We start from the raw sequence: 19712 nt of genomic DNA, 5'->3' as shown, positions 1-19712 counted from the left end.
TTGGGTCCCATCGGCAGCGATGTTTCGTGGAGCGCGGCGCTATTGCGCTCGCGCGGATCTTTCGTTGCGCCAAGTGCCTTGTTGCTTGAGTTCGTCGGCGACGTCCTTGGGCATGTATCGCTCGTCGTGTTTGGCCAGCACCGTATCGGCATGAAAGAGGCCCGGTCCCTCCACCGTGCCCTCGGCCACGACGCCCTGTCCTTCACGGAAGAGATCCGGCAGCAATCCGGTGTAGCTGACCTTGATGTCGTGCTTCAGGTCGGTCACCGCGAAGACGACAGTCGACGATCCCTCATAGGTAAGTGAGCCACGTTTCACCAGGCCGCCGATGCGCAGACGGGCTCCTGGCGGCGGCGCCTTTTCGGCTATCTCGGTCGGCCCGTAGAAGAAGACGATACTGTCACGCAACGCCAACAGGATGAGCCCTACCGCGATGGCCAAAGTGAAGCCTGCTGCGCTGATGATAGCGAGGCGCCTGCCCTTTCTGGTCAAGGTCTACCCTTTCAAACCGAGCTGTCTGACGAGTTCATCGATGCGTTCCGGCGCCTGCGCATCGCCTGCCAGCTGGGCACGTGCGCTTGCGACGGCCGCCTCGGCCTTCTGGCGTTCACCCAAAACGACGTAAGACCTAATCAGGTGTAGCCATCCCTGAAGGTCGTGGCCGTTCTTCGAGAGCTTCTCGGCGAGCCCTCCCACCATCCCGCGAATCGCGTCGCTCCGCTGCTCCGGAGAAAGCGTTGCGATGTCAGCCCGGGTTTGGCCGGTGTGGATGTCAGGAACGGCGGCAGCGAGGGTGAAGTCTCCAGCCGTGCGCCTCGATGCGATCGGCATGTCAGGCTGACTAGGGGCGCCGACCTTGAGGTACGACGCGAGCGCGACGAGTGGCAACACTAGGACGATCGCGAAGGCTGCAGCAGCGCGTCTCGGCTGCCAGCGCCGCGACGCAGGCGGCCTGCCCTCCGACGCCGAGTTGAGTGACGCGAGCAGCCGGCGCCCGATCTCGGCACGCGTCGCCACGGCATCCTCGGGTGCGATCAGTCCGCAGCGGACGCCATCATCCGCCTCGGTAAGAAGGCCGCGATAAAAGGTGACATCGGAATCGTGAGCACCAAAGCCGTCGCACCGCTCAGAGAGCGACCGGGTCAGCGCCAGCACGACCGCGGACGTCATCATTGCAAAGACCGCCCAGAGCACGTTTCAAGTCCTCCGTCCGTTTTCGCCATTGCGTAACGCACCACGTCGTCCGGCGTCTGCCGCCCTTGAAAATCGGACTATTTCTGGGTGTGCCGCTTCCATGCTTCGATCGGTCCTCCTGAATAATGTAAGTGGACGGAAACCCACGCCGCCGAGGCAAGAAAAACGCGTTTTTACATCTGTCGCGCAGAGATGGGGAGCTTGCAAAGCAATCGTCATGGACGCTCTGCCTCGGCAACTGCGGCCATCAAAGCAGGTCGGCTTGCGTCCGATATGCCACCAACCAGCTTGTAGGCGATTGTGCCATCGCCCTTGATCACATAGGTCTCGGGGACGCCATAGACGCCGAAATCGATCCCCGTTCGGCCGGACCGGTCAGTGCCGACCTGTGCGAAGGGGTTCCCGTTGGCGGCGAGATAGGCTAGCGCGTTTTTGGGATCGTCCTTGTAGACGATGCCGGTAAGCTTCACCCCCTGTCGCTGCAGCGTCCGGTCGCTCGCCAACGCCATCAGCGCCCCATGTTCTTCCCGGCACTCGACACACCAGGACGCGAATACGTTCACGATTGTCACGTGCCCCCTCCGCAGATCGGCGCTCGACAAGCCAGGTGGACCGGACGTCGAAAGCCCATCGAGTGGCTTCAGCGCAAACTGCGGTGCTGGCTTGCCGATCAGAGCGGAGGGCACGAGCGACGGGTCTCCGGCGCCGAGCCGCACCAGGAGTAATGCCGCAATTCCGAAGAAGACCAGAAGCGGGATAATCACCCACAGGCGGGCCAGAGCGCGTCGAGGGGCCGTTGTGCACGCTGGGAGGTGAATCGAGGCTGGGATGTTGCTCATATGCCGCCGCGCGGATCCGAGTGATCAAGTAGCAGGCGACGCAAGGTACGGTGTTGAACGCGATAGTCGATGAGGACCGCTGCGATCATCCCGCCTATAACGGCGCCCGTCATCAGAAAAGCCGCCATGATGAATCCGCCATGCTGCACCATGATCAGGACGCCACTTCGGCAGGCAGCATGCGAGCCAACGCTGGTTCGCCCGCAGCCGCGAGCGTGATCGCAAGCCGCCGGACTCGGCGTCGCATGATCTCGTTACGGACCGCCATTACGTGGAGCGTCACGAACAAAAGCGTGTATGCGAGCGCCATAACGACTAGCGGCCATAACATCGAGCCAGCAATCGCCGAGCCCTCCATCCGAAACACCGACGCCGGCTGATGGAGAGTGTTCCACCAATCAACAGAGAACTTCACGATCGGGATGTTGATGAACCCCACCAAGGTCATGATCGAAACTGCTCGTGCCGCCCTACTCGGGTCCTCGATCGTCTGCCAGAGCGCGATCAGACCGAGATAGATGAGAAACAGAACCAACACAGAGGTGAGCCGGGCGTCCCAGACCCAGTATGTGCCCCACATCGGTTTGCCCCAGAGGGAGCCCGTGACGAGGCAGATGAAGGTGAAAGCTGCGCCAAGCGGCGCGGCCGCCTTTTGTGTTGCATCGGCAAGTGGATGTCGCCAAACTAAGGATCCGAGCGCAGACACCGCCATGAACGCGTAGGCAAGCATCGCTGTCCAGGCGGCGGGGACGTGGATGTACATGATGCGCACCGTCTCGCCTTGCTGGTAGTCGGGCGGCGCAGCGAATGTTCCAAACAGACCGAGTGCGAAGGCGAAGGCTGTCAACCCCCAAAGCCAAGGCAGCAGCTTTGCGGCGATACGCAGGAAATTACCAGGATTGCTGTAGGCGGTGAAGCTCAGCTTCAAATTTCCGATCTCCTCGAAGCCAACCTGTAGGCGGGAAATTCACTCGCTTCCGACTGCGGCTCGCGACGAAGGAGCGAGCCATTAGGGCGTCCGCGAGCTGATGAGTATTGCATCACGCCGGAGACGATTTCGCAAATTACCGTCAGTTATCGTTTCGATGCCCAGTAGGCGCCCAGAGATTCGAGATCACCATCGCGTGGCGAGGCAAATGATAAGACAATCATCGCGGCCGAGGAGTGCTAGATGACCGACGGTGTAATCCGAGACATCCGGAACGGTCCATAGATGAGTTGCCCGATGAGCTGCGCATCATGTTCGTGGCCCGCGTTCAGACGCGATCGCATGGCGGCGGCCTTGCCTGCTGCGGCTGCCGTCACCACCTCGCCGAATCTTCAATCGGAGTTCTGTCCATCACCCTCAGATTCTGCCGGGACGTATCCATGCACTTGGCGAAAGGCACGGAGAAAGCTGCTGTAGCTCCGATAACCGACCGCCCGCGCGATCTGCTCAACTGAAAATGTCCTCGCGGCGAGCATATCGGCCGCACGCTTCATCCGAATTTGCCGGAGCGCGACCATTGGCGAACATCCTATCGCGCGCACGAAGCGCGCCATGAATGCGGATCGGCTCAAGCCGGCCTTCTGTGCCAAGGCCATCACGGACTGATCGGCCGATGGTCGCGCCAGCATATCGGCGAACGCAAGAGCGATTTGACGGTCGCTCAGGATAGAAAAACGTTCGAGCCAAACGCTGGTCGAATTCAGACTCCGACGGATGAGCGTGACGAGCACCTGCTTCAGGATGGCGGTCGTCATCGCCTGCATTCCAACCTGCCGGCCGCTGATCTCTGCCAACGCGGTCTGCAACTTTGACTCCAGTCCATCGGCGGGTTCGAAGCGCTCGACAATCGGCGTGGAAAGACCTGCGAAGAGGTCGATCGACGAGCCGTAGGTGGCGCGAAAGTACCCGCAGATCAGCATGACCATCGGGTCGACGTCCCCGGCGACGAATCGCTGGATACGCTCGCCGAAGCGCGGATCCCATTGCGCTTCGACCACATTCACTGTCTTGGCCGCTGTGCGGTCATCGACCTCGATGTGAAACGGCTTCTTGGCCGGTGTGATGACAAGGGTGTGAGGTATCAGAGGAAATGCGGAGAAGCCACGCACGACCATTCGTCCGGTCCCGGAAAGATTGTAGTGGATAGCTGGCGCGTCCGCGCTCCCGAATGACAGGCGCCAACCTGGACTGACCGAACACTCGATGAGCCCAATGACGTCGACATCCAAGGTTGCCATCAGCACATCGAGATCGGATCGAGGCAATGCGAGATTTGGACGATCGGACATGTGTTTCGGACCCTCGGATTGAGCTGGTGTCCTAGTCTTCGGACAGGACAATTGCAAATCTTGGTAGTGCTTTATGGCTAGGACGGCGCGCATCTGCTCGCCATGACGAGCCGCCTGGGCGGAATCTGGGAACCTCTTTGACGAGCGTGAGCGTGTCGCGCTTGGCGCGGTCCTCATTCCGTCCAGAATTGAGACCTTAGGAGATCCCTAAATGAGCAAAAAATACTTGATGAAAAGGTGGCCGAGCCGATCCCGATGCAAACCCTGACATTGGTCTCGCCAACGATGTTCTACGGAACCACGACGTTAACGGGAAACAGCATGGGTGAGAACACATTCCGCAAGACGCGGATCGACAATTCCGAGCCGGCGCACAATATCTGTTTCCGCGGAAGCTCCGCGACAAAACGCTTGGCCATCGCGCCAGCCTACTATGGCAACGAACCGGAACGGCCCGAACCACGGCAAATCTTTCGAGTATGAGTATGCAACTGCAGTTTTATCAGGTGCGATATTTCTTGGCCTTAGCAAGGACACTCAATTTTACGCGCGCTGCGGAGCAATGCAATGTGACGCAGCCGGCGCTGACAAAGGCGGTACAGAAGCTGGAGCAAGAACTCGGTGGCGCCTTGATTCACCGTGAACGTCACCTCACCCAGCTCACCGAGCTGGGCAAGATGATTTTGCCTACGCTGGAGAAAATATTTGCCGCCGCCGAGGCGGTACGGCTTCAGGCGCGAGGCTATCAAAAGAGGACGATCGCGCCGCTCAAGATCGGGCTGGCGCCGTCAGTCTCCGCGGCGCTCATCACGGAGCTGCTCTTGGAGCTTGCCAGGATCATGCCTGACCTTCGAGTGGATCTGCGCGAGGCGGATGCCAACGGGCTTGTTGCGATGCTTTTGGATGGCGAGATCAATGCCGCACTCGTCGGTGACACCGTGGAACTACCTGAGCGTATCGATAGCTGGCGGCTGTTCGAGGAGCGGTATGTGCTCGTCCTGTCTCGGAAACACCCGATGGCGAGGCAAACCGTTATCCCGCTCCAAGACTTGCATGAGGTGGTATTTCTCGAAAGGGTCGGATGCGACGTCGCAGGCCGATTCAAGCAGGCCTGTTTTGCCGACCATCCGGGCCCTAAAGTTGTGCACAGGAGCGCTCAGGAAAGGCATCTTCAGCAAATGGCATCCGCCGGTTTTGGGGCCATCCTGGCGCCAGAGCACGCTCCCAGGCTGCCGTCGCTCGCCGCTATTCCAATTGAGGGCGACCCCGTCCGGCGCGAGGTGCAGCTTTTGGCCATGGCGGGGAGGCAGTATTCGCCGGCGCTTGACGCGTTCATCAAGGTTGCTCGTGTTTGCGACTGGACGAGCGCGCTGGACAAATTCCGCCGCGCGTCTGCCCCTGCCTCGAACAAGGACAATGTTCACAAGGCTGACGCACAAGGTGCAGGCTCTTTGATCCAAATCAGGGGGTCCGGTCCCGCCTCCTCATGCCCGAGCTTGTCGCGGGCATCCAACCGGCGTTGCTGAAGTGACGCGAAGTCGTGGATGGCCGGGACAAGCCCACGGCTATCCGGTTTGGGGATTTAGCATATAGCCAGGCTCATCTGCCGATCATCGTGAAGGATTGGCCGCGGCTCGAGGAGATTGACGATTGAACGGCGGTACACGAGCGCGAACGAGCCTGCTGAAGACCAGTGGGCTTGTGATGCCTTTTTGGGATGGCCTGGGCGAGGCGGAGCAGTAGGAAGGCGATCAGGGCGATAGCGATCTGGATCCGCACGGCGTTTTCGGAGGTGCCGATGAACCGAGTGATCCGCAGAGTTTGTTTGACCCAGCCGAAGAACAGCTCGATCGACCATCGCCCGCCCGACCATGATGCAGTTGCAGTCGCCACGCGTAGCCTCTTGAATTGACTCGCCTCATTTCCGGTCAGGCTCTAAGGGCGAGGCTTCGGCCCATTCAATTCGGTCAGGGCAGCAAGCACGGTTTCGGTCGTCGCTCCCGTGATGGAGTCCGGCCCGACACACGCTCGACGGATGATCCCTCGTTGGTCGAGGACATAGGTGCCCGGCATTGGCAACATCCAAAAGGAAAAGCCATGGAGAGCGGAGAGATCAAGGCCGCGCCGCAAGAGACGGCTCTTTATCTCCGCCGGCACCACGGACACTAGGCCGAACGAAAGGCTCACCCCAAGATCTAGGTCGGAGAGGATTTCCAGATCCAGTCGGTGATCGTGTTTCAAATTGCGTGGCAAGTTTCCAGTCTCGGGTGTTATGGCAATTGCTCTGGCGCCGGCAGCGCGGATCCTAGGGTTGGCCTCGTGAAGAGCGCGTAGTCCAGCTGCGCACAACGGGGACCAAGTCCCGTAAACGAAGGTGACGATCAACGGTGCAGTTTGTCGCAATTCTAAAGATGAAACGAGCTTTCCATTTGCCTCGGGGAGGAGGAAATCGGGGGCAGGTTCGTTCGCCTTCAGGGCGCCGTTAGCAACGCCCGCCTCTCGCAGCCATGATGAAAGCAGCCGGTCTGTTCGGATGTCCAGCGTGCGAAAGCCGCTCAAGGCCTCCGCGGAGGCTTCGATCGGCCTACTGACCGGGCGCCCCTTCGAAACTTCGTCGTTCATTCTAGTTCTCCTCCCAACGGTCCCCCTCGCGGCACCTGTCCGCATCTTGCATGGTGACCGTGCGTTCTGGAACGCGGAAATTCAACTTTGGAATGGTAGTCGTTGACGAATAATCGTTAGGAATAGTCGGCGCCACGCGATGTGCCGCTGGGCAAACGAAGCACTGGGCGCCGCTTCCGTAGATGAGGCCGCGACCGATGACTCTATAGTCACCGCGCCCGTGCTCCCGCATACCGAGCGACAGGATGAGGAGGCAAGAGCCAGCCATGGAGCGGGACGAACTGGTACGCCATCATCAATGAGGTGATGCGTGGCGGGGTGGCGACCAGAATGCGCGGCCTGTCGTCGAGCCGCAAGCCCAGCATCATCATGTCGAACATCTGTTACTGGTTGCGCATACGCAGGCCTTGGTGGCCGCCGCGTAAAGGAGGTCGGTGGCGACCGCTGTCGCCGGATGGATGCCGAAAAGCAGAATCGAGATTGCGGACGACCATACCCGCGCAATAAGTCGAAACGGGGATATCCAAAAGTTGCAGCCCGGCTCCCCAAAAGTCTAACCCGTCTCGACCTTCCTGTCAGACGTGCAAACCCGAGTGCAATTGAGGACTTGCGCGCCGCAGGGCAGGCTCACCTCGTATCGCTTGTAGCAGCTTTCAGGCGAAGGAAGCTGCCGCTCGGCCTGACGTACTACCCCCCAGCAAGGGCACCGCGATCGCGACAACGGAATGGATGAAAGAAATCCTGAATAGGACCCGGAGTTCGACCCCATGCGTCTAGCCAATGATGGCCAATTGACAGCACGCCTCCAATTCAAGCGAACAGGAGAAGCGATGGCAGAGGGCCGCCCACCACTTTCGCCCTCCACGCTGCGAGCCGAGCTCCAGCACGTCCGTTTAGGCGAGAATTTATCGAAGCCATGCGATTCGCGGCACGACCCTGAAGATCTGCAACAGCTTTCAAGATCGCAAATGTTGCTTCCGTTAACTCGATCCCCGACCATAGGTGGCAACCATGGCCCGTCCATTTTCGATCCAGCTCGCCAATTGGATAGTCACGTCGCGCCGGACGCGATCCATCCCGCCGTTGATATCTCACCTTCGAAGGCTGTGGCACGCCGCACGGTAACGGGGCACGGCATGGCCGCCGAATCCGTGCGATGCACGGGCCAAAGCAAAATCCAACATCATTATCGGGCTCCAATGCATATGCTCGTAATGTACGAGAGGGGGGAACGCCGCGACGGAGAGACGTTCGTGGAAGGTTTGCCGCGATCAGCGCTCCGGAACCTCGAGCGGAAGCTGACATTCGTGCCGGCTGGCCGCGAATTTCACGATTGGCACGAGCCGCGCGGGTCGCAAATGCGGTTCATGTACTTCTACTTCGAACCTGAGAAGCTGAAGGCTCTTTCTAAGCGTGGCATCATCGACCTGCTGGACGCTCCACGCCTACTATTCGAAGATGAAACGCTATGGCACACCGCGCTCAAGCTGAAGACGTTCGTCGAGAGCTCTGCAGCAGACCCGATCTACTTCGAGAGTCTCGGTACTCTGTTCATACATGAAGTCGTGCGTTTCACTTGTGGGATGCCCAGCATTCAACCTCAACTCCAAGGTGGCCTTGCACCATGGCAACAACGACTCGTCACTGCCTATATCCAGGAACATCTCAATGAGCGGATACCAATTGACACGTTGGCGCAGCTCGTTCGTCTGAGTCCGTATCATTTCTGCCGAGTATTCAAGCAATCTCTCGGAATGCCGCCACATCGGTACCAGACCAACCGTCGTGTTGAGCACGCCAAGGTACTGCTGGAAAATCGCGCAGGCTCGATGGAGGAAATCGGTCTGGCGGTAGGCTTCCGCAGTCCTAACGCGTTCGCCACGGCGTTCCGGAAGGCGACGGGAATTGCCCCAACGGATTACCGCCGAAGCGTGGCTCCTCCTACATATGGATGACCTGCGACGTCGCGACATCTCGGCCTCGCATTGCGATGAGGACGATCGGCTTTTTGGCAAACAGAAGGCAGAAAGCCCGCCGCGGGGGGTCAGTAAGGCGACCGAAAGCTGAAGCGGCGCAAGGTGAACGCCCCCGCCCAAAGGCCACAGAGCGATCCTAACGGCGCTCGCCAAATCTGTCGCTGCTACCGGAGCGTGAGGTGAGCTGACGTTTCATCGTCCGGCTTACAACAAGGCTGCTTAGGACCATCGACCCGGCGAACTTTTCATGGCCACGAACCACGGCGTTCTACACTGGAACTCGCGCGGCGCCTGTATTGAATGGCCCTCGTGAAGGTGATATTTTTACAGTGCATGTTGGCGCGTATCAGAAGAGCATCTCGTGGCGCAGCATTCTATTCAAAAGCGTGCGGTAGGCGAGGAGCCAACTATCATCGTCGTTGACGATGACAAGGACTTCCGCGACTCTCTCGGAGATCTGTTCAACTCGGTCGGCTTTAAGGTCAAGTTGTTTGAGTCGGCCGCGGACCTGCTCGAAGGCGAGTTGTTAACCGACGTGGCGAGCTGCCTCGTGCTTGACGTCAGATTGCCCGGCTTGAGCGGTCTCACTTTCCAAGCCGAGCTGTCGAAAGTGAACCCTTCCATTCCCATCATCTTCATGACCGGCCACGGTGACATTCCGATGTCGGTCAAGGCGATGAAGGCAGGCGCTGTGGATTTTCTGACCAAGCCGTTCCGCGATCAAGACATGCTGGATGCGGTGGCGATCGCGCTGGAGCGCGATCGGACGCGGCGGAAGGCCAAGCAGCGGCTCACGGACCTGAAGTCGCGTCTCGAGCGTCTGAGCCAGCGCGAGCGAGAGGTGCTGGCTCTCGTGACCACCGGCTTAAAGAACAAGCAGATCGCGTTCCAGCTAGACGTAGCTGAGATCACTGTGAAGGCGCACCGCGGCCACGTGATGCAGAAGATGGGTGCGCAATCGCTGGCCGAACTTGTCAAAATGGCGGAAGCGCTTGGCATAACGTCGCCGCGGTCCTAATCGCTTCGTGATGGCACGTGGGTTCCATCGGCGAGACGTTGTTGTTTGCGTAAACCAACTCACTCTTTTAATCGGTTGCCGGAAGGGCCCTGCTGTCGCGCCGAGCGCAACGACCCGGCATCAGCGCACGCGTTCGAATGTGGCCCAAACCGGGTTGAACTATTCAGAAGTTCTGCATCAATTATTCCAAAGTATAGCATCGATTATTCCGAAGTGTGGCATCGCCCGTCCACAATATAATCGCCAAGCGGACCCTTGTCGTTACAGTGCATGTTTGGATCGCCGCAGTGCGCTTCTTGAGATGGACACGGAACGCGAGATGCGGCGGACCGCATCCCCCGCAATGAAGGTGGGGATATGTCTAGCGACATTCAAATTTCAATCATCGATGATGATGAGCAATTTCGCGCGGCGATAGCGGATCTCATGCGGGCAATGGGTTTCACGATTGAGGCCTTCCCGTCCGCAGTTGATTTTTTGGCGTCTGCCAACGTCCGCCATACCTCCTGTTTGATCGTTGATGTCCACATGCCGCACATGACTGGGATTGAGTTGCATAGCCACTTGGTAAGATCTGGCTATGACATACCAACCATTCTGATCACCGCTTACCCCGATGACAGAGCGCGAGCTCGGGCTCTGGGTCAGGGCGTCGTGGGTTTCCTGACCAAACCCATCGACGAGGTGGTTCTGCTCGGATGCGTCGAATCGGCTCTGCAGCGCGCCAAATCGGATGAAAATCCGTCATGACCGCTCAATCGGCTGCCGGCGCGCGGCCGGGAGTCCGATCATATTGTGGTTCGCGCAAGCCATGGTCGAACCTGTCCCTGCGTGCGACTAACTCAATCTCGGCGGCTTGAAGCGATCGCCACGCCATTTCGCGGAGTGTCGCCGGCACCGCAGTCAGAACCTCCAGCATCGCGCGCTTTTGCACGAGGTACACGGCCTCGAAGTTTAGATCAGCGTGATGCACGATGGTCGAGGTATTGCTGATCAGATCGGCGCCCAGACGCCTTGGGTTCGGAGTCGGCGCGCAAGGCGCTCGCGGTCGATCGCCTTGCGCATTGTGCGATCTAGCCCCCTGGTCGGTGGCGTGTCGGTCAATGCTTCCACCATTGACGCCACTTTTGACAAAAACGGACAACCAATTCGCCGGCCATCCCACGAGGCCGTTGATGCACGACGTCACCGAGGATCAAGGCGTCTGCGCCCCGATGTTCAGCTCGAAGATCGTTGCTCTTTGAACGGGTCGCCGTAAATGTGATATCCGTTAAATTCCCATAAGCCCGGCGATTCGCGATCCAACAACTCGATCCCGCGCACCCACTTCACGCTCTTATATGCATAGAGGTTTGGCACCACGAGGCGCAACGGGTAGCCGTGCTCAGCCGTAAGGGGTTCGCCGTCATGCCGCAGGGCGAAAATTGTCGTCGGGCGCAGAAAATCCGAGATTGGCAGGTTTGCCGTGTAGTTGTTCTCGCCATGGACGATCACATGCCGCGCCTCTGGCCGCAACTTCACTCGCCTCATCAATTCTGCGGCGAGCAATCCTCCCCAATGGTTGTCGAACCGGCTCCAGCCATTGACGCAATGCATGTCCGCAAATACTTCGCTCTGCGGCAGATTGGAGAGCTCTTCCCACGTAAGCCGCAGCTGCTCCTCTACCAGGCCGAATACGCGAAAATCCCACGTCCTGGGACTAAAGAGCGGCACCGAGCCCACATGCAACACCGGCCACTTAAACGTCAGCGACTGTCCTGGGGGCAGCCGCCCAGCGGCATGCATCTCACGTTCCCGTTCGCGTCGCTCGTTCGATTGCACAAAATAGCTCCACTGCAAATGCGCGCAAAACGACCTATCAAGATGCTAGTCTAGCCCGAAGCAGCGAAAGGGGAGCCTTACTGCTCCCCCTCACCGATCTTAGAGTTAGAGGTACTTGCAGACTCGGAGAGCAAGCCAGGAACAGTCTTGCTGGTATTGTGACGGAAAATGTTGACGGCTCCGATCACTTCGTCCTCGTTGTCACGAATTGGAAAGACATTAACGAGTGCCAGAAGACGATTACCGTTGGGCTGCTCGCAAATCACATCGGCGTTCCGAACGGTGCCACCGTTGTTGATCACCACGGAAGGCGGAGCAAGTTCGTGCGGCATCACTTCTCCGGAGGGGTAACGAAGAAGATGTGACCCGCAATACTTCTCCGAGGTTCCCAGAGACGGCGTGCGTCCCCAACCCGCGATTGCAGCTTTGTTGCACTTGACGACGGTGGCATCCTTTTCGAGAACGTATATCCCTACTGGGATAGAATCCATTGCCGCTTGGTCTGCAAGAATTCCATTTGCGACGAGGTGCCCGTCGACGAGTTCTCCTCGGAAGTCGATTTTGTCGAAGTCGCCATCCAAAATCATCGTGCTTGTTGCGCTGGTTGCCATTTTCAACCTCCTTTGCGTTGCCACATTGTTCATAGGACGAGGGCTTGCGGAATTCTATCTCGTTTTTTTTATCTTTCTAAACTAAACGATAGTTCGTTTTTCGCTTCGTTTAGTAGGGGTCGTCCTTACCGCGGCCCATGACGCCGGCAGGATGCGGGGCACGACAGACAGCCCAGTAGGTACTGAGCTTGGCGAACCGACCGCTAAGGGAGAGAGACTTCGTAGGTCGTCGACGATCAGCTCTACTTGAAGTTAAAGCGCAGAGCTCCGTTTTGATGATCGTTTGAGCGGCCGGGGGAATCCCAATCACGATTATGGTCTGGGTTTCACACGTCCAAACTCAGCTCGGGTGTTGCCATTCTCGCCGTGCGGCATGGGTAACATGAATTGAAAAACGGCTCCCTGCGGCTTGTTCGCGGTTGCCCACAACCGTCCTTGATGAGCCTCAACAATCGAGCGGCAGATCGATAGTCCCATTCCCAAACCGTTAGGTTTGGTTGTGTAAAAGGCTTCGAAAAGTCGATCTAGGCCATCGGGAGCCAAGCCGGGACCCGTATCCTGCACCGTGACAAGCACGTGATCCGAGTTACTCTTTGCTGTGCTAATCACCAATTCTCGAGCGCCCTCGCGCATTCCGCTCATTGCCTCCGTGGCATTGACGAGCAGATTAAGAAGCACTTGTTGAAGTTGGACGCGATCTCCCTTGAGAGCCGGCAGCCTCTCCGCAAGTTGCGTCTCCACCGAAACCCCTTTATTGGCAATTTCGCCGTGAGCTAGTGCTAGTACCTCTGAGATCGCTTCGTTGATTTGCACGTTCTCCATTCGGGGCGGAGCCTTCTTGATAAGCGCACGGATGCGGTCAATCACTTTTTCGGCTCGAAGGCCACTCTCCACGATAAGGTCGAGCGCCTGCCCGACCTCCTTTACGTCTGGCGGTTGGGCGCGCAGCCAGGCCAAAGCGGCATTGGCGCTAGTGATTGACGCACCGATCGGCTGGTTGATTTCGTGCGCAATCGAGGCCGACAGTTGTCCCATTGTCGCAAGACGATTGGCATGCGCCAACTCCTGACGCACCTCTTGATACTGTCGCTCAATCTCACGAGCGGCCGCCTCCGCCCTTTTGCGATCAGTCAAGTCAACCACGAACGCAACGCCTTCGTCCGCCGCGCCCTCGAACTTTGCCGCACCGACCAACACCGGCACGCGGTCGCCGCTCCTGTGTAGATACTCTTTCTCATACGGCTGGGCGGTTCCTGTGACCTGCAGCTCGTGGACACGCTGCTCGTCGACAGCTCGCCATTCAGGAGCCGTCAATTTCCTCCAGTTGAGGCCGCCTGACACGAGATCCCGTCGTGAGTATCCGACGATACTGAGAAAGGTATTGTTGGCATCAATGATCCCACCGTCACCGACCCAGATAAAGATACCAATAATATTGGAGTCGAGCAAACGTCGAATCTTGGCCTGCAATCCACTTGCCATTTCGCGCACCGCCGCCTCTGCCTTCTCGCGCGCGGCGATTTCGACTTTGAGCTCCTCAATGGACTGCACAGTTTGATAAGCGCCAGACGCGAAACGACCCATGCTTTCGAGCAGCCTCAGATCCTCGGCATCAAATTTTCGGCGACTCCCGTGAGAGATCACCCAAATCGTACCGACCGCTTTACCTTTTACATGAAAAGGAACAAGCAATCCTTCGGTAGCAAGCGGCGTCGCTGAGCTCAAATAAGGATAACGCCGCTCCCAATGAGTGAATAGCATAGGAATGTTGCGGTCGAGCACATCGCCGCAAGGGCCGAAATTGCGCGGCGTGCCACCGCCGACGTGAGGCCGCCACTCGCCGGAAATAGCCGCCCAGTAAAACCTCTTTTCATCTTTCGTTAGCAGACTTAGGCCGGCGGAATCAGCTTGCAAAACCTCGAGGACCTTGTCAGCCAACGTCTGCAGTATGGTGTGCGGGGAGTCGGCGAGTGCACGAACCAACGCCAGGAGTGCGGAATTTTCCTTCTCGTGATCAATGGGACGCGATGGGCGCCTAAGCAACTCCTCCGTACACAGTATTGACTCCAGGGGAGCAGCACCAACTAGAGTCGACGCATCCACATCGCTTTCCGATTGAGCAGGGTTGGTCAAGATTTCACCTCTACGCAAGAGGTCTAAATCGAACTGAGTACTCGCCTGGTGATTACGAGTTTGAGGCAGGAACTCCTCGATTTGCTAACGCCTCCTGCAAACAGGCGAAGAAGCGTCCTCCCCAGATATCGCGCCCCTTTTGCAGGAAACCGACAGCACCTGCCTTCAACGCCAGCGCCTCAATGGCATCGTCCGGGTACGCCGTTAAGAAAATGATCGGCGTATCTAAACCCAATAGAGACAAATGCTGCTGCAACTGAAGACCGTCCACGTGCGGCATTTGCACATCTGCAATTAAGCACTCGGTTTTCTTCACCAAGGGCGACCGCAAATATGATTCAGCCGACGCGAATGTACAGGCTCTAAATCCGCGCGATCTTACGAGCGATTCAACGGCGGTCCGAGACAAATCGTCGTCGTCAACGATCGATATGAGCGGCGTTTCTTTCAATCGTTTGTTCCCGCTTGGGATGCAGCAAATAGCCCGTGGCCTAACCGCACAGTGCCACGGAACGGGTTTGTCGCAAATACTACGTGTGTGCTAGTCAGTCGTCACGTCGTCCACGAACGCCGAGGCTTTCGGCCATCAGGACCAAGTCGGCCAGTGATTTGGCGCCCATTTTTCGCGTGACGTGGCCACGGTGAATCCTTACCGTCATTTCACTTATTCCGATCCGCGCAGCCACTTGCTTATTCATAAGGCCGGCCGTCACCAGCGACATGACCTGGCGCTCGCGGGGCGTCAACGATTCAAATCGGACTCGCCTGTCCAACTTGGATTTCTCGTCGCGGCGCCGTCTTCGATCTCGCTCGAGCGCCCCGGTGACCGCATCAAGGATCTCCTGCTCGCGAAGCGGTTTGGTCAGGAAGTCAACCGCGCCGTCCTTCATGGCCTTCACGGACATCGGAACATCACCATGACCAGTAATAAAAATGATGGGTATTTCAATGCCTAAGCGGCCGAGTTCCGCTTGCAGCTCGAAACCACTGACCCGGGGAAGTCTCACATCCAAGACGAGGCAGCTCGGAACGGCGGGTAATGGATTTTCAAGCAGCTCGGTTGCGGAAGCCAACGCTTTGACGCTCAACCCGACCGAACGGAACAAGCTGCTGAGCGCCCCGCGAGTGAGCGGATCATCATCGATCACAAATACGATCGGGTCTCCTGAAACTGGAACCCTGCTAAGCACGCCCTCTTCCATACGCGAGTTCCCGTTTCAAAGCTGAAAGTTCATGCGAACAGAAGCCGTCGCGGCTCACACCGCGCATCGGCTGCACGGTGCGCCTTTCCTGCAGCATATAGCACTATGGATGCACCTGCGACAGAACTGGACAAGCCAGTTTAGATGACGGGCTCCATTTTACGGACGAACCTGCCCATTGGGACTAAGAGCTTTGAGAGAGGCTACCGATGGTAGGCAAATCATGGTGCCGCAAGATGGCTCAGCTCTACTTCCATTACGTCGAGGGGTATTGCTTGCGGCGCCGCCATCGCCGACCTGGAGGATGTGCGCGACCAGGCCGCGCGCGTCGCGCGGTCGCTCGTTTTGGCGAATTACCCGAGGGACCGGCGCGGCTGAGTCCTGCAAGTCAGAGATGATGTCTGCATCGACATCTTTATCGTGGCGCTCCCCAACGCGAGACAACAATATCCTAAGAATGACAACTCCCAGAGCACCAGTGGCCGTTGCCATCTTGCTTGGCTTGTTCTCGTTAGAAAATTTCAGTTCGTTAGAAAGATTGAACCAACTCTACGGCCGGCCATTGATACTTCGTTCCTGTGAGCATCTTTCTAGCGTCCTGTCCAAATGATACTCCGAAGTGGTGATGCCGTGGCGACAAGAATGTCACCTATCCCGGGGCTCTCGGGGTACGTACTGGTGCCCCTGCGGGAAAGCGCGGACTTTACCCTTTACCGCGGCCGGAAGCACGACGACCGCTCGCCGGTCCTGGCGATCGCACTCTTTGAACAGCCGTCGCCTCAGAGTGTCAGGCGGCTCATGCACGAATACTCGTTCGCAGCCGAACTCGATTCCGCGTGGGCTGCCAAGCCTCTGGCCATTACTCGTCACGAAGGGCGGACGATCCTCTTACTCAAGGACCCTGGCGGTCAGCCGCTGGACCGGATTCTTGAGCGTGACCAGCGGCAACCGCTCGATCTGACTCGCTTCCTTAGCACCGCCATTGGGTTGGCAAGAACGCTCGGTCAAGTCCATCAGCAGGGCCTCATACACAAGGATATCAAGCCTGCGAATGTCCTCGTCGACGACACCGGTAACGCGTGGCTCACCGGCTTCGGGATTGCGTCCAAACTCCCGCGCGAGCGCCAGTCGCCCGAACCTCCCGAGTTCATCGCGGGAACGCTCGCCTACATGGCACCCGAGCAGACGGGGCGAATGAACCGTTCGATCGATTCTCGGAGCGACCTTTACTCGCTTGGAGTGACTTTTTACGAAATGCTGACCGGGAGTCTTCCATTCACGGCCTCCGACCCGATGGAATGGGTGCACTGTCACATCGCAAAACAACCAGCCGCACCCAGTGAACGGGTGGGAAGCGTGCCGGCCTCGGTCTCCGCGATTACGATGAAGTTGCTCTCCAAGACGGCGGAGGAGAGGTATCAGACAGCGGTGGGAGTTGAGAGCGATCTTCGGCGCTGCCTGTCCCAATGGGAGTCCCAGGGGTCGATCGATGACTTCACTCCTGGCTCTCACGACACCCCGGATCGCTTCATGAGCCCCGAGAAGTTGTATGGGAGGGAACGCGAAGTTGACGCTCTGCTCACCGCCTTCGACCGCATCGTTGGCGGTGGCCGAGCGGAACTGGTGCTGGTCTCCGGATACTCTGGCATCGGCAAATCCGCAGTCGTCAATGAGCTCCACAAACCACTCGTGCCGCCACGCGGCTTGTTTGCGGCAGGCAAATCCGACCAATACAAGCGCGACATTCCGCATGCCTCGCTGGCCCAGGCGTTTCAGAGCCTCATCCGGCAACTGCTCAGCCAGAACGAGGAAGACCTGCGCAGATGGCAGGACTCACTTCGTGAGGCGCTGAGTCCGAACGGACTGCTCCTCGTCGATCTCGTCCCGGAATTGAGGCATGTCATTGGTGAGCAGCCGCCAGTGCCCGAACTGCCGCCGCAGGACGCGCAGAGACGTTTTCAGATCGTATTTCGACAGTTCATCGGCGTATTTGCGCGACCTGAACATCCGCTCGCGCTCTTCCTCGATGACATGCAATGGCTGGATGTCGCCACACTCGACCTCCTCGAAGATCTGCTGACCCGCAACGATTTGCAGCATTTACTGCTCATTGGTGCGTATCGGGACAACGAGGTCGATGCCACCCACCCGCTGGTACGTAAGCTAGAAGCGATCCGTCAGGCCGGAGCGGCAGTGCAGGACATCGTCCTCACACCACTCGGTCGCGACGATCTAGCCAAACTGCTTGTGGACTCCCTTCACTGCCAACTGGAGCGCGCCGCCCCACTGGCAGACTTGATTCACGAAAAGACCACGGGCAACCCGTTCTTCGCAATCCAGTTCATTTCCACTTTGGCGGACGATAGCCTGCTGAAATTTGATTATCGCGCGCGGCGCTGGGTATGGGACCTGCTCCGCATTCGTGCCAAAGGCTTCACGGATAATGTTGTAGAGCTGATGGTCGAGAAGTTGAAGCGCCTTCCGCCAGAAACCCAGAAGGTACTCCGGCAGTTCGCCTGCATGGGCAACAGTGCAGAGTTCGAGATGCTGCGGTTGGGATATCAGGGCTCGGTCGAGGACATGCACAACCATCTCTGGGAAGCCGTGCGATCGGGCCTCATCTTCCGTGCGGATAATTCCTACGGCTTCCTGCACGACCGCGTGCAGGAAGCCGCCTACTCGCTGATTCCGAAGGAGGTGCGTGCCGAAGCCCACCTGCGCATCGGAATGCTCCTCGCCGAGCGCACGCCCGCTGAAAAACGTGAGGAGGCGATATTTGAGATCGTCAATCAACTCAACCGGGGCTCCTATCTCATCACCTCGGTCGAGGATCGCGAGCGCGTCGCAGAACTGAATCTGATCGCAGGCCGGCGCGCGAAACTCTCGACAGCATACGACTCGGCGCTCAAGTATCTCAGGTCCGGCAGAGCCCTTCTTGCAGAAGAGACTTGGGAACGTAATCGCCAGCTCATCTTCTCGATCGAGTATCTGACAGCCGAGTGCGAGCTGCTGACCGTCACGGTTTGTCTCGCCGCCGGGGATCCACTCGCGGAAGTGCAAAAGGAATGCGAGAACGGCCTGGCATTTGCTCGGCGGGTGCGTTTCGGCCTGGCCATCGAGCGCTGCGGAGCGCAACTCGGTTTGATCCTCACTTTGCGCGGGCTGACTGCGAGGTTCGGGTGCCTGGATCATGAGGGATACAGCGAAATCGATGCCGAACGCCGCTTGGCCAAGAGCCCCGATCTGGTGCTCGCCGAGTTCTATTACTGGACGCGAAAGCTGCAGGCGCACTTTTTCGCCGGAGACCTTGCGTCGGCGGTCGACGCCTCGTTGCACGCGGAACCGCTGCTTTGGACGTCGGCGGCAATGTTCGAGTCAGCGGAGTATCAACTCTATAGCGCGCTGGCGCATGCGGCGGTCTGGGATCACGCCACGCCAGAGCAGAGGCAGAGGCATTTGGATTCTGTGCTGGACCACCACCGGCAGCTCCAATTGTGGGCGGAGGTCAACCCCGAAACCTTCGAAGACCGCGCTGCCTTGGTCGGCGCCGAGATTGCCCGCATTGAGGGCCGGGTACTGAACGCTCAGGAGCTGTACGACAAGGCCATCCGCGAGGCTCACAAATACGGGTTCGTGCACAACCAGGCGATTGCCAACGAGATTGCCGGGCGTTTCTACGCGGAGCGCGGTTACGAGAAAATCGCGGCGACCTATTTGCGGGCCGCGCGGGCCTGCTACCAGCGCTGGGGAGCCGACGGAAAGGTTCGCCAACTCGATGAGCTTTATCCGCACCTCAAGGTGGACAAGTCGATCCCGGATTCCACGGCGACGATAGTGACNCCCATCGAGCAGCTCGATTTGGCTACCGTAATCAGGGTCTCGGAAGCAGTGTCAGGCGAAATCGTTTTCGAGAAGTTAATCAACACGCTCATGAGTTTGGCGATCGAACATGCGGGCGCGGATCGAGGTCTCTTGATTCTTCCGCGAGGCGACAAATATCAAATTGAAGCGGAGGCCAC

General features: G+C 58.4%; 18 protein-coding genes and 1 pseudogene. 6 read left to right on the top strand and 13 right to left on the bottom strand.

The annotated features are described in order from the left end of the window. Positions 1–39: 39 nt before the first annotated feature. The 6 genes from ccmE to A3AI_RS0139805 form a co-directional block, all read right to left on the bottom strand. Entirely contained in the window at positions 40–492 is a 453-nt protein-coding gene (gene ccmE / locus A3AI_RS0139835; protein WP_024520828.1) for a cytochrome c maturation protein CcmE, read from the bottom strand. Positions 493–495: 3 nt separating this feature from the next. After that, complete coding sequence (gene ccmI / locus A3AI_RS0139830) at positions 496–1194, bottom strand: c-type cytochrome biogenesis protein CcmI (protein WP_024520827.1); 699 nt, start codon at positions 1192–1194, stop codon at positions 496–498. Positions 1195–1409: 215 nt separating this feature from the next. Next, positions 1410–2033 carry a DsbE family thiol:disulfide interchange protein gene (locus A3AI_RS0139825; protein WP_024520826.1) on the bottom strand — a complete coding sequence of 208 codons (624 nt, stop codon included), beginning with the start codon at positions 2031–2033 and terminating at the stop codon, positions 1410–1412. After that, positions 2030–2185 carry a heme exporter protein CcmD gene (gene ccmD / locus A3AI_RS45870; RefSeq protein WP_063615528.1) on the bottom strand — a complete coding sequence of 52 codons (156 nt, stop codon included), beginning with the start codon at positions 2183–2185 and terminating at the stop codon, positions 2030–2032. The genes A3AI_RS0139825 and ccmD overlap by 4 nt, the downstream gene beginning before the upstream one ends. Before the next feature lie 2 nt (positions 2186–2187). Further along, the gene (locus A3AI_RS0139815; RefSeq protein ID WP_036051442.1) at positions 2188–2961 is read right to left on the bottom strand and encodes a heme ABC transporter permease; all 774 of its coding nucleotides are present in this window, start codon (positions 2959–2961) and stop codon (positions 2188–2190) included. 392 nt (positions 2962–3353) lie between these two features. Continuing rightward, positions 3354–4259 carry a helix-turn-helix domain-containing protein gene (locus tag A3AI_RS0139805; RefSeq protein ID WP_198030347.1) on the bottom strand — a complete coding sequence of 302 codons (906 nt, stop codon included), beginning with the start codon at positions 4257–4259 and terminating at the stop codon, positions 3354–3356. Positions 4260–4547: 288 nt separating this feature from the next. Between A3AI_RS0139805 and A3AI_RS48510 the strand changes: the two genes are divergently transcribed. Both A3AI_RS48510 and A3AI_RS0139795 read left to right on the top strand, forming a co-directional pair. Further along, on the top strand, positions 4548–4793 hold the full coding sequence (locus tag A3AI_RS48510; protein ID WP_156928155.1) for a hypothetical protein: 246 nt from the start codon (positions 4548–4550) through the stop codon (positions 4791–4793). A gap of 2 nt (positions 4794–4795) precedes the next feature. Next, positions 4796–5836 carry a LysR family transcriptional regulator gene (locus A3AI_RS0139795; protein ID WP_051382764.1) on the top strand — a complete coding sequence of 347 codons (1041 nt, stop codon included), beginning with the start codon at positions 4796–4798 and terminating at the stop codon, positions 5834–5836. Positions 5837–5971: 135 nt separating this feature from the next. On the opposite strand, the pseudogene A3AI_RS49040 reads toward A3AI_RS0139795, so the two are convergent. Both A3AI_RS49040 and A3AI_RS44595 read right to left on the bottom strand, forming a co-directional pair. Beyond that, positions 5972–6170 (bottom strand): annotated as a pseudogene (locus A3AI_RS49040) (transposase); the annotation flags it as partial. Positions 6171–6245: 75 nt separating this feature from the next. Continuing rightward, positions 6246–6932, bottom strand: coding sequence for a redoxin domain-containing protein (locus A3AI_RS44595; RefSeq protein WP_051382758.1), 687 nt, complete (start codon positions 6930–6932; stop codon positions 6246–6248). Positions 6933–7762: 830 nt separating this feature from the next. Here A3AI_RS44595 and A3AI_RS46945 point away from each other — a divergent pair. From A3AI_RS46945 to A3AI_RS0139760, 3 genes are all read left to right on the top strand, one after another. Further along, positions 7763–8887, top strand: coding sequence for an AraC family transcriptional regulator (locus A3AI_RS46945; RefSeq protein ID WP_198030346.1), 1125 nt, complete (start codon positions 7763–7765; stop codon positions 8885–8887). Positions 8888–9269: 382 nt separating this feature from the next. Beyond that, positions 9270–9926, top strand: coding sequence for a response regulator transcription factor (locus tag A3AI_RS0139765; protein ID WP_024520819.1), 657 nt, complete (start codon positions 9270–9272; stop codon positions 9924–9926). A gap of 357 nt (positions 9927–10283) precedes the next feature. Continuing rightward, positions 10284–10676, top strand: coding sequence for a response regulator transcription factor (locus A3AI_RS0139760; protein ID WP_024520818.1), 393 nt, complete (start codon positions 10284–10286; stop codon positions 10674–10676). 468 nt (positions 10677–11144) lie between these two features. Here the strand turns inward: A3AI_RS0139760 and A3AI_RS0139750 are convergent, their stop codons facing one another. The 5 genes from A3AI_RS0139750 to A3AI_RS0139730 all read right to left on the bottom strand — a co-directional run bounded on the left by A3AI_RS0139750 (position 11145) and on the right by A3AI_RS0139730 (position 15693). After that, the gene (locus A3AI_RS0139750; protein ID WP_024520816.1) at positions 11145–11747 is read right to left on the bottom strand and encodes a sulfite oxidase-like oxidoreductase; all 603 of its coding nucleotides are present in this window, start codon (positions 11745–11747) and stop codon (positions 11145–11147) included. Between the two features lie 77 nt (positions 11748–11824). Next, positions 11825–12358, bottom strand: a complete 534-nt coding sequence (locus A3AI_RS0139745) for a PAS domain-containing protein (RefSeq protein ID WP_051382756.1) — start codon at positions 12356–12358, stop codon at positions 11825–11827. A 312-nt stretch (positions 12359–12670) separates the two neighbouring features. Then, positions 12671–14491 carry a GAF domain-containing sensor histidine kinase gene (locus A3AI_RS44585; protein WP_024520814.1) on the bottom strand — a complete coding sequence of 607 codons (1821 nt, stop codon included), beginning with the start codon at positions 14489–14491 and terminating at the stop codon, positions 12671–12673. A gap of 52 nt (positions 14492–14543) precedes the next feature. Beyond that, complete coding sequence (locus tag A3AI_RS0139735; RefSeq protein WP_024520813.1) at positions 14544–14942, bottom strand: response regulator; 399 nt, start codon at positions 14940–14942, stop codon at positions 14544–14546. A 94-nt stretch (positions 14943–15036) separates the two neighbouring features. Next, positions 15037–15693, bottom strand: a complete 657-nt coding sequence (locus A3AI_RS0139730) for a response regulator transcription factor (RefSeq protein ID WP_024520812.1) — start codon at positions 15691–15693, stop codon at positions 15037–15039. Between the two features lie 642 nt (positions 15694–16335). On the opposite strand from A3AI_RS0139730, the gene A3AI_RS0139725 reads away from it, so the two are divergent. Next, positions 16336–19712 (top strand): ATP-binding protein (locus A3AI_RS0139725; RefSeq protein ID WP_051382752.1); only part of this gene is annotated, 3377 nt, incomplete at its 3' end.

The organism is Bradyrhizobium sp. Tv2a-2 (assembly GCF_000472425.1).
In the GTDB taxonomy this organism is placed as follows: Bacteria; Pseudomonadota; Alphaproteobacteria; order Rhizobiales; family Xanthobacteraceae; genus Bradyrhizobium.
The sequence above is the reverse complement of the archived record's forward strand: the minus strand, read 5'-3'. Positions and strand labels throughout refer to the sequence as shown.

Bases quoted from the DNA above. Each gene is read 5' to 3' on its own strand.
- A3AI_RS0139825 (WP_024520826.1), bottom strand. From the start codon at position 2,033: ATGAGCAACATCCCAGCCTCGATTCACCTCCCAGCGTGCACAACGGCC.
- ccmD (WP_063615528.1), bottom strand. From the start codon at position 2,185: ATGGTGCAGCATGGCGGATTCATCATGGCGGCTTTTCTGATGACGGGC.
- A3AI_RS0139805 (WP_198030347.1), bottom strand. From the start codon at position 4,259: ATGGCAACCTTGGATGTCGACGTCATTGGGCTCATCGAGTGTTCGGTC.
- A3AI_RS0139795 (WP_051382764.1), top strand. From the start codon at position 4,796: ATGCAACTGCAGTTTTATCAGGTGCGATATTTCTTGGCCTTAGCAAGG.
- A3AI_RS44595 (WP_051382758.1), bottom strand. From the start codon at position 6,932: ATGAACGACGAAGTTTCGAAGGGGCGCCCGGTCAGTAGGCCGATCGAA.
- A3AI_RS46945 (WP_198030346.1), top strand. From the start codon at position 7,763: ATGGCAGAGGGCCGCCCACCACTTTCGCCCTCCACGCTGCGAGCCGAG.
- A3AI_RS0139760 (WP_024520818.1), top strand. From the start codon at position 10,284: ATGTCTAGCGACATTCAAATTTCAATCATCGATGATGATGAGCAATTT.
- A3AI_RS0139745 (WP_051382756.1), bottom strand. From the start codon at position 12,358: ATGGCAACCAGCGCAACAAGCACGATGATTTTGGATGGCGACTTCGAC.
- A3AI_RS0139730 (WP_024520812.1), bottom strand. From the start codon at position 15,693: ATGGAAGAGGGCGTGCTTAGCAGGGTTCCAGTTTCAGGAGACCCGATC.